This window comes from Pseudoalteromonas sp. MER144-MNA-CIBAN-0113 (assembly GCF_040308965.1).
Classification (GTDB): domain Bacteria; phylum Pseudomonadota; class Gammaproteobacteria; order Enterobacterales; family Alteromonadaceae; genus Pseudoalteromonas; species Pseudoalteromonas tetraodonis.
This window is the reverse complement of sequence record NZ_JBEOOG010000003.1, coordinates 64,139-78,382: the sequence shown is the minus strand read 5'-3', so window position 1 is coordinate 78,382 and position 14,244 is coordinate 64,139. Positions and strand designations below refer to the sequence as shown.

Below are 14,244 nucleotides of genomic sequence, written 5' to 3'. Positions count from 1 at the left end.
CTTGCAATGACGCGATTATAATTTAAGATCAGGTTTTATTATTTTACCTCCAAGGAAACGTGTGACTTCAGCGCCTACTTACACTTCAATTTGTATTTTACGTCTTTCTGCTATTGGTGATGTATGCCATGCAGTAAGTGCGGTACAAGCTATTCAAAAAGCACACCCAAATGCCAAAATTACATGGGTTATAGGTAAGGTCGAGGCGATGCTGTTAGCTGACTTACCAGGCGTTGAGCTTGTTGTATTTGATAAAAAACAAGGTAAACCGGCACTGAAACAGTTAAAGCAAACCTTTAAAGGGCAGTGTTTTGACGTACTGCTTAATATGCAAGTGGCTTTAAGAGCAGGTTTTGTTGCTCGCTGTATTCCTGCCAAAGTTAAAATTGGTTTTGACTGGGCTCGTTCAAAAGAGCTACATAGTTTATTTATTAATAAACGCATTAAAGCCCAATCTCAGGCGCATGTTTTAGAGGGATTTAAAGGCTTTGCCCAAGCGATTGGTGTTGATGATTATGTCCCTGTATGGAATATGCCCTTTACCAACAAAGATCAAGCTAAAGCTGATGAGCTTCTAGGTGACGATTATTTATCAAATAAGCTATTTGTTATTTCGCCAGCAGCAAGTAAAGCACAGCGTAACTGGTTAGCCGAACGCTATGCTGCGCTTGCGGATTATGCACATACACAGGGGTTTAAAATAGTATTAACTGGTGGACCGACTGAACTGGAAATTAATTTAGCAAATAACATCATTAAACACTCTGATTCACCCATTCTGAACTTGGTGGGTAAAACAAAACTCAAAGAATTATTGTGCGTACTTAAGCGTGCAGACTTAGTACTGGCACCTGACACAGGCCCAGCTCATATGGCGGTGACTGTGGGCACACCGGTTATTGGCTTATATGCGCATTCAAACCCAGCGCGAACGGGGCCTTATTTATACCAAGACTACGTGGTTGAGGTTTACCATCAAAACTTAGTAAAGCAAACAGGTAAAATCGCCGAGCAATTGCCTTGGGGTACTCGTGTTAAAGGCGATGATTTAATGAGTCAAATAACCACCGATGCAGTAAAACAAATGTTTGATCATGTTGTTAAAAAAGAGTCACTGTTATGAATCAAGAAAACACTAACAAGGCGCTTTTTTTAGATCGAGATGGCGTAGTAAATGTTGACCATGGTTATGTGTTTAAAAGTGAAGAGTTTGAATTTATAGACGGTGTGTTTTCAACATGCAAAGCGTTTTATGATGCGGGCTATAAAATAATTATAGTGACTAATCAGTCAGGCATTGGCCGTGGTTATTATTCTGAGAGCGAATTTTTAGCGCTTAGCGAGTGGATGAAAGCGCAGTTTAGCGCTCATCAAATTGAAATTACGGACGTTTATTTTTGTCCTCATCATCCTAAAAACGCATTACCAGATTATTTAAAAGAGTGCGATTGCAGAAAACCAGCGCCTGGCATGTTACTTCAAGGAATAGAAGATCATCATATCAACCCTGCACTTAGTGTGATGGTGGGTGACAAATTAGGTGACATGCACGCTGCCATTAGCGCTAATGTACGTACCAAAGTACTGGTACGTTCAGGGCAAAAATTTGATGACAAAGCTGTAAATTTTGCTGACTATGTTTGTGACTCAATCAACGACCTTCCGGCTTTATTTGCTGATCTAACGTAGTACACACCTCAAGCCTGTAAACTGGCAGCTTTTCCTGCCAGTTAGGCAATTTGCGACGAATGACAAACAGTGCAATTTGGCGCTTAAACTTTTACAATACCCTCATTATAAATAGCAGCAACACGTCTGCTGTTTAACCCGTTCAACCAAATGGAGATCACAGATGAGAGCATCTGCTTTTTTTAGCCAATTACAACAGCAAATCGAAGACGTTAAAGCGGAAGGTTTGTACAAGAATGAACGTGTTATCACTTCGCAGCAGCAAGCTCAAATTGAAGTGGCATCAGGCGAAAAAGTTATTAATTTTTGTGCTAACAACTACTTAGGTTTAGCTAACAGCCCAGAGCTTATTAAAGCAGCGCAACAAGGCTTAGATGACCATGGGTTTGGTGTGGCGTCTGTGCGTTTCATTTGTGGTACACAAGATATTCATAAAACGCTCGAGAAAAAAATCAGTCAATTTTTAGAAACTGAAGACACCATTTTGTACTCATCATGTTTTGATGCCAATACGGGGTTGTTTGAAACCATATTAGGTGCAGACGATGCGATTATTTCTGATTCATTAAACCATGCTTCTATTATTGATGGCGTACGTTTATGTAAAGCAAAACGTTTCCGTTATGCAAATAACGATATGGCTGATTTAGAAAAGCAATTAATCGCAGCCGATGAAGCCGGTGCTAAAACTAAATTAATTGCAACCGATGGCGTATTCTCAATGGATGGCGTTATTTGTAACTTAGAAGCCGTATGCGACTTAGCTGATAAATACGATGCACTTGTTATGGTTGATGACTCACATGCAGTTGGTTTTGTTGGCGAAAACGGTAAAGGTACACCTGAATACTGCAACGTGCTTGATCGTGTTGATATTATTACTGGTACCTTAGGTAAAGCGCTTGGTGGAGCCTCTGGTGGTTATACCTCAGGTAAAAAAGAAATTGTTGAGTGGCTTCGTCAACGTTCACGTCCATACTTATTCTCAAATTCATTAGCGCCTTCAATTGTAACGGCGTCAATTAAAGTGTTAGAAATGCTTGAAAATGGCGGTGAGCTTCGCGCTAAGCTATGGTCAAATGCTAAATACTTCCGTGAGCAAATGGAAGCGGCTGGTTTTACCTGTGCAGGTAAAGATCATGCGATTATACCTGTGATGCTAGGAGACGCCAAAGTAGCGTCACTTATGGCTGATAAGTTATTGGCTGAAGGGATTTATGTAACCGGCTTTTCATTCCCTGTTGTACCAAAAGGGCAGGCGCGTATTCGTACCCAAATCTCTGCAGCGCACAGCAAAGAACAGCTTGATACAGCCATTGCAGCATTTACCCGTATTGGTAAAGAGATTGGTGTTATTTAATTTTCTTGTTAAATCGCGGCTGAAGTCGCGATTTTTTAATTGAGTGTGAATTATGAAAGCATTATCAAAGTTAAAAGCAGAGCCAGGCATTTGGATGACAGATGCACCAAAGCCTGAAGTGGGTCATAACGATCTGTTAATTAAGATTCGTAAAACGGCTATTTGTGGCACCGATGTGCATATTTATAAGTGGGATGAATGGGCACAAAACACCATACCGACGCCTATGGTGGTTGGCCACGAATACGTGGGTGAAGTAATTGACATGGGACAAGAAGTTCGCGGTTTCGAAGTTGGCGACCGCGTATCAGGTGAAGGTCATATAACCTGTGGCCATTGTCGTAACTGTCGTGCTGGGCGCGTTCACTTATGTCGTAATACAACAGGGGTCGGTGTAAACCGCGAAGGCGCATTTGCAGAGTATTTAGTGATACCTGCATTTAATGCGTTTAAAATCCCAGATAATATTAGCGATGAACTTGCCTCTATTTTTGACCCATTTGGCAATGCAGTACACACGGCTTTATCGTTCGATTTAGTCGGTGAAGATGTCTTGATCACCGGTGCTGGCCCAATTGGTATTATGGCTGCAGCTGTGGCTAAGCATGTGGGTGCACGCCATGTGGTTATTACTGATGTAAATGAATACCGCCTAGACTTAGCACGTAAAATGGGCGCAACGCGTGCTGTAAACGTCGCGAATGAAAAGCTTGAAGATGTTGCTAAAGAGCTGGGCATGACTGAAGGCTTTGATATTGGCCTAGAGATGTCAGGTGTACCAAGTGCATTTAATGCCATGCTAAATAACATGAATCATGGCGGCAAAATTGCCATGTTGGGAATTCCACCTTCAGATATGGCGGTCGATTGGAATCAAGTTATTTTTAAAGGCTTAGTGATCAAAGGTATTTACGGTCGTGAGATGTTTGAAACTTGGTACAAAATGGCCAGTTTGATTCAATCAGGGCTTGATTTAAAACCAATTATTACTCATCAGTATTCAATAGATGACTTCCAAGCTGGCTTTGATATGATGATTTCAGGCCAATCGGGTAAAGTAATTCTTAACTGGGATTAATTACCCCTTGTTAAGAGAATTAAAGGCGGCATTTGTCGCCTTTTTTGTAATTATAAGAGAGTACTATGGCATTTAAACATATATCAATCGCACAAACCCTTGAACTACTCGATAAAGAAGATGTAGTGATTGCTGATATTCGCGATCCTAATTCGTATCAAGCGGGTCATATTCCGGGTTCAGAGGCATTATCTAATGCGAATATTGCCCAATTTATGATGGAAAAGGAGTTTGACCAGCCGATTATTATTGTCTGTTATCACGGCATGAGTTCACAAGGTGCTGCCAGCTACTTAGTAGAGCAAGGCTTTGAAGATGTTTACAGCATGGATGGCGGTTTTACTGCGTGGGAAGCCGCTTACAAGGATAAAGTAGCACGATGATAGAGCTTGGTAGCCTAACTAATCCCCGCGCTGCACAGGGCTTTATAGATTACCTAAAAAGCCAAGGGCTTACAGGGCAAATTCGTACTGAGGATGGCCATACGCTTGTTATTAGTGTGGCACCTGAAGACTTTCATGCAGTGCAGCCTTTATGGAACGAATTTGCTAAAAACCCTAATCATGAGCGTTACCAACAAGCATCATGGCAAGTAGGTACTACGCAGTCACCGTTAAAGTATCAAGGGCAGTCACTTAATTTAGTCGCTCGTTTTAAAGCCTTAAGCTGGCTTAATCAAGGTGTTAGTATTCTCAGCATTATTGTTTATGTTGCCTTTTTATTTGGTGCGTTTGAGCCTATTTATATGGCGTTGCAGTTCAATCCTGCGTCACCACTTACCTGGTTAACACCTGCTATTGTGCATTTTAGCGCTATGCATATTGTGTTTAACTTAATCTGGTGGGTATCGCTGGGTGATAACATTGAAAAGCAATGCGGTAAGTCGAGTTTAATCGGGCTGTTTTTAGTTACCGCTTTAATAAGTAATTGGGCACAGTACTTAATGGTCGGTCCTAACTTTGGTGGGCTTAGCGGTGTTGTATATGGGTTGTTAGGCTTTTGTTGGATTTACAGCGCGCTTAACCCTAAACAGCCTGCACTGGTTACAACCGCAATTGTTGGTTTTATGCTGGTATGGTTAGTACTTGGTTTTGCAGATGTATTATTTGTTGGAATGGCTAATTGGGCACACTTAGGTGGGCTTGTTAGCGGTATGGCTTTTGCCTATACCGCTCAGCTTTTTAAAACAAAAAGCGCCTAATGATATAAATATTTAGTAAATAACAGGTCTCGGATTATTTCTTGGCCTGTCTCTTCCTTAAGTAAGCTTTTTAGTTTTTCTGCGCTTTTAAGGCGAATTTGCTCACGCCCTGTTAAAGACTTTATTTTATTTTCAGGCTCTTTTGATAATATCTCTACTAGCGCATCACGTAACAGAGGGGTGTGGTGTTCTACAATGGCAATATCGGATGTTTTGTTTAGCATTAAATCTACCGTGACGCGAACGTAACCCATTTTTTTACTTGATGGACCAATGTAATTGGTAATAATGTCTGGCTCAAACCCAAAATAACCCACAGTAGACTCAGCACGTGCTGATAAGCTAGTTAGGCTGACTAAAAGAATAAAAAGGCCTGTAAATACTGTTTTTTTCATTTCAAAAGCGTTTCCGTAAACTGGTTACAAATAGTTTATACTTATTAGTAAATAAGATACAGCAAGATGCTGTTATTTGTTGAGTTATGTAAAGGCACTCTGTACTCAAGTTTGGGATAGGCAATAGCGAGAGTCAAATGTTGATTAGCTTTTTATAATAACAGGGTGTGCTTGGTAGTGAGTAAATCGCGCTTTTTCAAATCTCTTAGCAATGTTATGATCTTGCTGATTTTTATCAAGTAGAGCTATTGTGATTACGTTTCCTCTTTCTTTATCTGCTGATTGGCAGAGTACTTCTCAAGTCTGTGGCTTATCTAGCGCTGAGCAAGAGTGGCTATTTGAACCGCGTTCTTTAACGGCTAAATTAAAAAGCCAGTCGCAGCGTTTTGCAGTAAAGGTGCTGAGCGAGCAAAAAGTTAACCTCTCGCAACCTCAGCAAGCTTTATTAAGTAATGAGGTGAACACCGTACTTAACCGTGAGGTTTTATTGTTGTGTGATGACAAACCGGTTGTATATGCTCAAAGCTGGTTGCCAATATCAAACAACAATACAAATAATCAGCTGCATAATATGGGTGAACGTCCGTTGGGTGATGTCATATTTCAAGACCCTGCGTTAAAGCGCGCTGATATTGAAATTGCTCGCTTTGATGATAACCACTCATTGCAATCACTGGTGAGCGAACTTAATTTACCCATACACATATTATTAGGGCGACGAAGCGTGTTCTCTTTGCATGACTACAAATTTTTAGTTTGTGAAGTTTTTTTACCAGGAGCCTATTTATACTCATGAAACTAGCCCCTTTATCGGTAAACCATGTACCGTATTACGTTCAGTTAATGCGAATAGATAAGCCCATAGGCACCTTATTATTACTTTGGCCAACTTATTGGGCGCTTTGGATAGCAAATGAAGGGATACCAAGCCTAACAAACTTCATTGTGTTTACCCTTGGGGTAATAGTTATGCGAAGCGCAGGATGCGTTATCAATGATTTTGCTGACAGAAAAATAGATGGCTCAGTAAAACGAACCTGTCAGCGCCCTTTAGCAACTGGGGCTGTGAGTAGTGGGGAAGCAGTTAGTTTGTTTTTGCTGCTGGTTAGTATCGCTTTTATTTTAGTAATAATGCTAAATACCAATACTATCTTGTTATCGTTTGGGGCGCTTGGGCTCGCGTTTTGTTATCCCTTTATGAAACGTTACACACAACTTCCACAGGTTGTATTAGGGGCTGCTTTTGGTTGGGCAATTCCTATGGCATTTATGGCATCAATAAACTCATTGCCTGTGCAAGCTTGGCTATTATTTGTCGCTAATATTTGCTGGACGGTGGCTTATGACACTATGTATGCCATGGTTGATAGAGATGATGATTTAAAAATAGGAGTAAAATCAACCGCTATTTTATTCGCCAGTTATGATCGCCACATTATAGCGCTACTTAACTTTAGCTTTTTTGCGCTGATGGTTTTAATTGGATTGATGAATCAAATAGGATTTAGTTTTTGGTTGGGATTATTTGTTGCAGCAATTTTACTGGTGTATCAACAGCGTTTGATTCATTTACGCCAGCGAGATAATTGTTTTAAAGCATTTTTAAATAATCATTACGTAGGACTGGCTATTTTTATTGGCTTATTATTTTCTTACCCCGTTTTTTCTTAACGGGGTGGGTCGATAATACCACTAATTGACGCATTTTTTCTGAACCAACCAGCAATCGAATAGCGGTTATCAAAAGCCGGAAGTACTTCATGCACAAAGCGTTCGCTTTCAAATAATACCAAAGTGCCTGCAGTGGGTTTTATAACCACTTCTATGTCTTTACTTTTTGGCTTGTAAATAACCAGCTCCCCGCCTTTCTTAGGAGAGTTTAAATACAATACGGTGGTAAAAACTCGATTTGAACGACCTTTGAACGCATCTACATGTTTTTTGTAAAAATCACCCTGCGTATACTTTGCATAGTGACATTCATAATCAAACAAGCCCATGAAAAAGTTACGATTAAGGGTAGTGCGAACAGCTTCCATTATTTGTTGATAGCTAAGCTGTGCATTTGAGCTGCCATCAAACCAGTAGGTTTTATCTTTACGAACGGAATCATCAATTTGTAAATTGTTTAATCGTCCAATACCGGCAAGGCTAAAGTGAGGATTTATTCTATAGCAATCAGCCATCAACTCGGATATTAAGTCACTATCAATGGCGTTTTCAATAATGGCATAGCCATGCGTTTCAATGTGCTCTAGGTAAATTTCAGCAGCTGTAAAGTTGTTCATTAACGCTAGTCATAATATAAGGGAGCGTTAGTGTAGTGAAAAAAAACTTTAATGCCACTAATTTATAGTTGTTATAAAACGCATGGAGTCATTTTTTATGCTCTTGAAACTTTCTTAATTAGCGAGAGTAGGTGGTCAACATGCTCACCTGCCTCTATCTGCTGGCTTGTTTGCACCACAAGTTGTTCATGGCTAATATCGTTATTCGTTTTAAGCTGGATTAAGTTATGGTTTTCTGCCACAGAGCTGGTGTGTTCAATACCTGCAATAGCAAAATGATCTGACTTTTCAAGTCCAGCCATTACCTGCTCAATACTACCTACTTTAATAGTTGAAACTTTATTTAACGAGTCTATTACTTCATTAAGCATTGATTGCACTTGTTTTGACTGCGAAAAACAACTGAACATTGGATAGCTTTCGAGCTCTTTTTTACTAATATCGCTTTTATTTGCTAAAGGGTGTTGTTTTGAACAAAATAAAATAAGTTGATCAGGTAATTGTATATCGCTACCAATGCTATTGACTATTTGCGAGCATACACTAATGTCAATTTCCCCTTGAAGCAGTTTTCTATGAAGCTCAGTTTTATTTTGCAGCTGCATTTCAATTTTAATATGCGGGTACTGACTCAAAAATTCGCCGCAGGTGATTGGTACTATGCTGCTGGTTGTTGTGGTGTAGCCAATCACTAATTTTTTTTCTTCTGTGCCATTAATTGATTGAAAAGCGCGATGCTTTATTTGTTCTAGCTCATTGAGCGTATTTTTAGCAAAGTCGAGGAAAAGTTCGCCTGCTTGAGTTAACTTAACCGAGCGAGTAGAGCGGGTAACTAGTTCGTAGCCAAGCTCCGTTTCAAGAGTTTGAATGCTACGGGTTAATGCAGATGTGCTAATTTGGGTTTGTTCAGCAGCTTGCCTAAAATGACGAAGTAGGCCAAGTGCTACAAACTGTTCTAATTGTTCAAATCTCACTATATAGTCCTTTTTTATAGGTAAGCTAGGGGAATTACAGATTTAATACTGACTTTATATCCCTACAGATCAGTTGAAATAAGGTTTTTAACCACTTATTAAGATTAACTTTCTTTTAATCGTATTTAAAGAGAATAGTTGCAAAATGTTGTTATACCTTTGGGTAATGTTAAGTAACTGTTGGGTTTTATCATTAGCCTAATTTGTGCAATTTTATAACAACATTACTAAAGTCTCGTTTGGTTAATTGCTGTTTTTACTTTTGGGATTAGGCTCAATAAAGTTTTTACTAACTCGGTTACTTAAAGGCTTATTTTCAATGTTTTGTAATTCAATTTCTATGGCATCACAAGAAATATGAATTTCAAATAATGAAGTAAGCAAAGATAAGCTCAAGCAGCTTAAACTAACACCAAATAAAATAATGCCCGTGGTATTAAATTCTATAAATAATGCAAACATAGATAACGTACATAATAAAAAAGAGGCCACTCCGTATACTTGCATGGTCCTTATTAGTTTTATTCGCTTTCTAAGATTAGTTATTTGCGCCACTACAACAGGACGAATAGACTCACCTTCACGGGCATTCAATTCTCGTATTAGTTGCGCAAGCACTAAAAATCGGTTTGTATAGGCAAGTAATAACAATGAGATGGCTGGAAAAAGTAAACCTGGGGTAGTTAGCGTCATAATGTGTCCTTAAATCATATTATTTGCTTTAGGTTACGCGGGCTTATCGTACACATAAAGTAAATGAGGTGGATATTGCAAAATACTAATAATAGCCAATCAAATGTAACATCATTTGATTGGGTGACGCTTTATAATGCAGAAAATAGTTTAGAGGCCAATATAATAAAAGGACTGATTCTTAATGCGGGAATTGAGTGCCAAATAAAAGGTGAAATACTGCAAGGCGCAATGGGCGAGATCCCATTTGAACAAACACAAGTAAGTGTGCAGGTTTATGCGATAAAAGAGCGCCATGCACGTGAAATATTGGTAAACTATCAGCAAGTAAAACAATCCGCTCCAGATTGGGTGTGCCCTAATTGTAATGAGCATAATGGATCAACATTTGATTTTTGTTGGTCATGTGGGACCTTAAAGAATGACAAAAGCGAATAATTTTCAGCGTATTAGAGAGTTAAATTATTTACAAAAAGCGGTATTGGCCAGTGCGTTAATAGAGCGTATGTTGCCTAATTATGGACTATTTAGTGAGGCTACCGGCTTTGGCGATGAGGTTATTTTACGCAATGCTTTAAATGTATGTTGGGAAAAAATACTCCTTCCTAAAAGTAAAATTGATTTAGAAAAGCAAGTTGAAAAAATAGAACCTAATGTTCCTGAACTTGCCGATTTTGATATGTTTGGTACCTATCCTGCAATCGATGCTGCCACCTCATTACTGAGTTTAATGCATGGCCTTTTAGCACAAGATGAGCAAGAGTTTGTTAATGTGAGTAAAATATCACAGGCCACCGTAGCTCGCTTTATTGAGTACCAAATGACGGTTGAAGGTGATGTTGCCGATAACAAAGCGGTGCGTGAACACCCACTGATGCAATACGAAATAGAGGTATTAGGTGAACTAATTGATTTTGTAGAAGCAATGGGGCGTATCACTGCTGAAAATGTGAAAGCATTGAAAAAGCATGTCCTTGCTGATGGCCAAACTAACATTGGTTTAGCACTTTAAGTTATTTGTTTTAAACACCTTGTTAGGTGGCAGGAGAATTAACAATGCGAATTTTAGGCATTGAATCATCATGCGATGAAACTGGTATTGCTATTTATGATGATGAAAAAGGGCTACTGGCTCATCAATTATATAGCCAAGTAAAAGTACATGCTGATTACGGTGGTGTGGTACCTGAGCTTGCATCTCGCGATCATGTACGTAAAACATTGCCGCTTATCGATGCGGCATTTGCACAAGCTGGCTGTGGACCTGAAGATTTAGACGGTATTGCTTATACGGCAGGGCCAGGTTTAGTAGGGGCTTTGTTAGTAGGTACCTCAATTGGTCGCTCTTTAGCGTATGGTTGGGATATTCCTGCGGTGGCAGTGCATCACATGGAAGGGCATTTATTAGCGCCAATGCTTGAGGAAAACGTTCCCGAATTTCCATTTATTGCTTTACTCGTATCTGGCGGTCATACCATGATGGTAAAGGTTGCGGGCATTGGCCAATACGAAGTATTGGGTGAGTCGGTAGATGACGCTGCAGGTGAAGCATTTGATAAAACGGCTAAATTACTTGGGCTTGATTACCCTGGCGGTCCTCGTTTAGCTAAAATGGCTGAGCAAGGCGTTGCCAAACGATTTGTTTTTCCGCGCCCGATGACAGATAAGCCTGGTCTTGATTTTAGCTTTAGTGGCCTAAAAACCGCCGCTTCGATTGCTATTCGTGAAAATGATAGTGACGAGCAAACTAAAGCAGATATTGCCCATGCATTTCAAACAGCCGTTATAGATACTTTAGTGATTAAGTGTAAGCGAGCACTAAAACAAACGGGTATTAAACGTTTAGTAATAGCCGGTGGTGTAAGTGCTAATACGCAACTACGTTTGCAACTAGAGCGTGTGATGCAAGGTATGAAGGGCGAAGTGTATTACCCACGCACTGAGTTTTGTACCGACAATGGCGCAATGATAGCGTATGCCGGTATGCAGCGTTTAAAAGCGGGGCAGTTTGCTACGCTTGATATGAAAACTAAACCGCGCTGGCCAATCGATAGCCTAGAAGCAATATAGTTAACCAGAACCTAGGTTAGTTATTACTTCTTATCATTTGTAGGGGCTTGTTTAGTCCCTACTTTTGGTTCTTCACCCTTAAATAAACGCACAATATTAGTGCGATGCCTAATAATGATCAGTAGCGTAATAAAGGTCACGGGTAAGGTATATAACGGCTTTATCCACCATGTATATAAAGGTGCTAGCGTTACAGCTACTAACGCTGCAAGGGATGAGTAGCGGGTAATCGCGACAATAATCAGCCAAGTACCAATCAATAACCCACCTAAAGAGAGTCCTATCGGCAGTAACGAGCCAAATGCTGTTGCGACCGCTTTACCCCCTTTAAAACTAAAAAATAATGGGTACATGTGCCCTAAACATGCTGCAACCGCAATTAAACCAAGCTCTAGCGGCTCAAGTTTTAAAAAGTAAGCGCCCCAAACAGGGATAGTGCCCTTTAAAATATCAAATATTAAAACTAAGCATGCGGGGAGAGCGCCGCCTAAACGGTAGACATTGGTTGCTCCTGGGTTATTGGAGCCATTTGTGCGTGGATCGGGAAGTTTGAATAGCCGCGACACTAAAATGGCCGATGAAATCGAGCCGAGCAAATAGGCTAATACAAACATTAAAATGACTAACACGCGCTTCCTTATTTTTTAATCATTACTTTTAAGCTATTATTGGCGTCAAAATTTACGGGCTTCTTAAATTACTCGCAATTTTGTAACTATTCTATTGTAGAAGTAATTTTAGTATATTTAAACACTGATTAAAGTATATACAGTATTAATTTGATTGATACAATATGTAATTAACTCAGTGACTTGTTACAGTCATTTGGAGTATCAATGGACAAGGTATTTATATCACAATTGCATGTCGAAACGATTATCGGGGTGTATGATTTTGAAAAGAAAAGTAAACAAAGCCTGTACTTTGATATTGAGATGCTAAGCGACATTGAGCCCGCAGCACAAAACGACGATATTAACTTGGCACTGGATTACGCTAAGGTGAGTGAGCGTGTTATCGAGCACAGCACTGCTAAACCAGTCGAGCTTTTAGAAACGCTGGTAGAGCAATTAGCGCAAATTATCTTAACCGAATTTAATACTCCTCAAGTAACAATAAAAGTTAGCAAGCCTGCTGCAGTTCCACAAGCGCAAACAGTGGGTGTAGAGATTACGCGCATTAAGGCTACGGCTTAAATGGCGCAGATATTTATTAGCCTAGGGTCAAACATTAATAAAGCTGAGCATATTCGGCGTGCTCTAGTGGCGTTAAATCAGCACTTTGAAAACACACATCACTCATCAGTATTTGAAAGTGAAGCTGTGGGTTTTGCCGGTAATAACTTTTATAACTCAGTGCTTGCCGCCACCACTAACATGGCGCTGGTTGATGTGTGCGCGTTATTAAAACAAATTGAACGCGACAATGGCCGCCAAGCAAATGATAAAAAATTTAGCCCACGTACTTTGGATCTCGACTTACTCTTTTATGATGATGTGATTTGCGAGAGCCCAGCACAATTACCGCGTGACGAAATTACTAAAAACGCCTTTGTTTTACAGCCTTTAGCTGAGGTGGCCCCTGATTTTTATCATCCGGTAGCAAAACAAACGATTGCCCAAATATGGAATGCATATAACAACCCTCAACAAAAACTATGGAAGGTGGAGTTTTCTAACCCATGAGTATTATAGAAATAATTGTTTTAGCCCTAATTCAGGGATTTACTGAGTTTTTACCTATATCGAGTTCTGCACACTTAATTTTACCGTCGCAAATTTTAGGCTGGGAAGATCAAGGCTTGGCATTTGATGTTGCCGTTCATGTAGGAACGTTAATAGCTGTTGTTATTTATTTTCGTAAAGAAGTGGCCGATATACTCGGTGCTTGGTTTAAATCGTTTGGTGCACAAGGTACAACAGATGACAGCAAACTAGGCTGGTGGATAATTTTAGGTACTGTGCCTGCCGCTATTTTAGGGCTATTGCTAAAAGATTTTGTTGAACTGTATTTGCGCAGTGCATGGGTGATTGCAACCACAACAATCGTATTTGGCTTGTTGTTGTGGTTCGCCGATGCTAAAGGTAAGCAAATAAAAACAATTTATCAGCTAAACTGGAAAACGGCCCTCATTATTGGCTTTGCACAGGCCGTTGCAATGATCCCTGGCACTTCACGTTCAGGTATTACCATGACAGCGGGTTTAATGTTAGGTATGAACAAGCAAAGTGCAGCGCGCTTTTCGTTTTTATTAGCTATTCCAATCATTTCAATGATGGGTCTTTATTATACTGCAGAGCTTGCCCTTGGCGATCATATCGTAGATTGGACGGCATTATTGTTAGGTGTAGTGCTGTCGTTTTTATCAGCTTATGCTTGTATTTTTATGTTTTTAAAAGTGATTGAGCGAATGGGAATGCTACCATTTGTTATTTATCGTTTATTATTAGGTGTCGGTTTAATATTCTTTTTAATGCTATAAGCCATTAATCTTCA

The 14,244-nt window shown here is 39.8% G+C and carries 19 protein-coding genes; 14 read left to right on the top strand and 5 right to left on the bottom strand.

The annotated features are described in order from the left end of the window. The first annotated feature begins 61 nt into the window (after positions 1-61). From AAEY57_RS01695 to glpG, 6 genes are all read left to right on the top strand, one after another. Complete coding sequence (locus tag AAEY57_RS01695; protein WP_024601848.1) at positions 62-1,123, top strand: glycosyltransferase family 9 protein; 1,062 nt, start codon at positions 62-64, stop codon at positions 1,121-1,123. Continuing rightward, complete coding sequence (gene gmhB / locus AAEY57_RS01690) at positions 1,120-1,689, top strand: D-glycero-beta-D-manno-heptose 1,7-bisphosphate 7-phosphatase (RefSeq protein WP_024601849.1); 570 nt, start codon at positions 1,120-1,122, stop codon at positions 1,687-1,689. Before AAEY57_RS01695 ends, gmhB begins: the two co-directional genes overlap by 4 nt. 163 nt (positions 1,690-1,852) lie before the next feature. After that, on the top strand, positions 1,853-3,049 hold the full coding sequence (locus AAEY57_RS01685) for a glycine C-acetyltransferase (protein WP_008468203.1): 1,197 nt from the start codon (positions 1,853-1,855) through the stop codon (positions 3,047-3,049). A 52-nt stretch (positions 3,050-3,101) separates the two neighbouring features. Beyond that, on the top strand, positions 3,102-4,127 hold the full coding sequence (gene tdh, locus AAEY57_RS01680; protein WP_010390995.1) for an L-threonine 3-dehydrogenase: 1,026 nt from the start codon (positions 3,102-3,104) through the stop codon (positions 4,125-4,127). A gap of 65 nt (positions 4,128-4,192) precedes the next feature. After that, on the top strand, positions 4,193-4,510 hold the full coding sequence (glpE, locus tag AAEY57_RS01675; protein ID WP_033104018.1) for a thiosulfate sulfurtransferase GlpE: 318 nt from the start codon (positions 4,193-4,195) through the stop codon (positions 4,508-4,510). Continuing rightward, positions 4,507-5,328, top strand: coding sequence for a rhomboid family intramembrane serine protease GlpG (gene glpG, locus AAEY57_RS01670; RefSeq protein WP_350605904.1), 822 nt, complete (start codon positions 4,507-4,509; stop codon positions 5,326-5,328). The genes glpE and glpG overlap by 4 nt, the downstream gene beginning before the upstream one ends. Here glpG and AAEY57_RS01665 read toward each other — a convergent pair. Continuing rightward, the gene (locus AAEY57_RS01665) at positions 5,325-5,723 is read right to left on the bottom strand and encodes a flagellar basal body-associated protein FliL (protein ID WP_008115596.1); all 399 of its coding nucleotides are present in this window, start codon (positions 5,721-5,723) and stop codon (positions 5,325-5,327) included. The genes glpG and AAEY57_RS01665 overlap by 4 nt on opposite strands. Positions 5,724-5,973: 250 nt before the next feature. Here AAEY57_RS01665 and AAEY57_RS01660 point away from each other — a divergent pair, with 250 nt between their 5' ends. Next, positions 5,974-6,519, top strand: a complete 546-nt coding sequence (locus AAEY57_RS01660; RefSeq protein ID WP_033104020.1) for a chorismate--pyruvate lyase family protein — start codon at positions 5,974-5,976, stop codon at positions 6,517-6,519. Then, positions 6,516-7,394 (top strand): 4-hydroxybenzoate octaprenyltransferase, encoded by an 879-nt coding sequence (gene ubiA, locus AAEY57_RS01655; RefSeq protein ID WP_036956746.1) that lies wholly within the window; start codon positions 6,516-6,518, stop codon positions 7,392-7,394. Before AAEY57_RS01660 ends, ubiA begins: the two co-directional genes overlap by 4 nt. Here the strand turns inward: ubiA and AAEY57_RS01650 are convergent. The 3 genes from AAEY57_RS01650 to AAEY57_RS01640 form a co-directional block, all read right to left on the bottom strand. Then, on the bottom strand, positions 7,391-8,011 hold the full coding sequence (locus tag AAEY57_RS01650; RefSeq protein ID WP_008468193.1) for a 2OG-Fe(II) oxygenase: 621 nt from the start codon (positions 8,009-8,011) through the stop codon (positions 7,391-7,393). The genes ubiA and AAEY57_RS01650 overlap by 4 nt on opposite strands. A 95-nt stretch (positions 8,012-8,106) precedes the next feature. Further along, the gene (locus tag AAEY57_RS01645; protein ID WP_008468191.1) at positions 8,107-8,985 is read right to left on the bottom strand and encodes a LysR family transcriptional regulator; all 879 of its coding nucleotides are present in this window, start codon (positions 8,983-8,985) and stop codon (positions 8,107-8,109) included. A 243-nt stretch (positions 8,986-9,228) separates the two neighbouring features. Next, the gene (locus AAEY57_RS01640) at positions 9,229-9,678 is read right to left on the bottom strand and encodes a DUF2721 domain-containing protein (protein ID WP_008466063.1); all 450 of its coding nucleotides are present in this window, start codon (positions 9,676-9,678) and stop codon (positions 9,229-9,231) included. Between the two features lie 75 nt (positions 9,679-9,753). On the opposite strand from AAEY57_RS01640, the gene AAEY57_RS01635 reads away from it, so the two are divergent. The 3 genes from AAEY57_RS01635 to tsaD are packed head-to-tail and all read left to right on the top strand — an operon-like array spanning position 9,754 to position 11,748. Continuing rightward, positions 9,754-10,116, top strand: coding sequence for a putative signal transducing protein (locus tag AAEY57_RS01635; protein ID WP_008466062.1), 363 nt, complete (start codon positions 9,754-9,756; stop codon positions 10,114-10,116). After that, a complete protein-coding gene (locus tag AAEY57_RS01630; RefSeq protein ID WP_008115608.1) occupies positions 10,100-10,690 on the top strand; it encodes a YjaG family protein in 591 nt (196 codons plus the stop codon). Before AAEY57_RS01635 ends, AAEY57_RS01630 begins: the two co-directional genes overlap by 17 nt. A gap of 44 nt (positions 10,691-10,734) precedes the next feature. Further along, positions 10,735-11,748: a tRNA (adenosine(37)-N6)-threonylcarbamoyltransferase complex transferase subunit TsaD gene (gene tsaD / locus AAEY57_RS01625; protein WP_008115610.1), complete on the top strand. Its 1,014-nt coding sequence runs from the start codon at positions 10,735-10,737 to the stop codon at positions 11,746-11,748. A gap of 23 nt (positions 11,749-11,771) precedes the next feature. Here tsaD and plsY read toward each other — a convergent pair whose 3' ends face one another. After that, positions 11,772-12,377: a glycerol-3-phosphate 1-O-acyltransferase PlsY gene (gene plsY / locus AAEY57_RS01620; protein ID WP_010391012.1), complete on the bottom strand. Its 606-nt coding sequence runs from the start codon at positions 12,375-12,377 to the stop codon at positions 11,772-11,774. 207 nt (positions 12,378-12,584) lie between these two features. Between plsY and folB the strand changes: the two genes are divergently transcribed. From folB to AAEY57_RS01605, 3 genes are read left to right on the top strand one after another with little or no spacing between them, the layout of a single operon-like run. Beyond that, positions 12,585-12,944, top strand: a complete 360-nt coding sequence (gene folB / locus AAEY57_RS01615; protein WP_109875644.1) for a dihydroneopterin aldolase — start codon at positions 12,585-12,587, stop codon at positions 12,942-12,944. Next, entirely contained in the window at positions 12,945-13,433 is a 489-nt protein-coding gene (gene folK / locus AAEY57_RS01610; protein WP_075170695.1) for a 2-amino-4-hydroxy-6-hydroxymethyldihydropteridine diphosphokinase, read from the top strand. It begins immediately after the preceding gene. Continuing rightward, complete coding sequence (locus AAEY57_RS01605) at positions 13,430-14,230, top strand: undecaprenyl-diphosphate phosphatase (protein ID WP_033104023.1); 801 nt, start codon at positions 13,430-13,432, stop codon at positions 14,228-14,230. Before folK ends, AAEY57_RS01605 begins: the two co-directional genes overlap by 4 nt. The last annotated feature ends 14 nt before the right edge of the window (positions 14,231-14,244 follow it).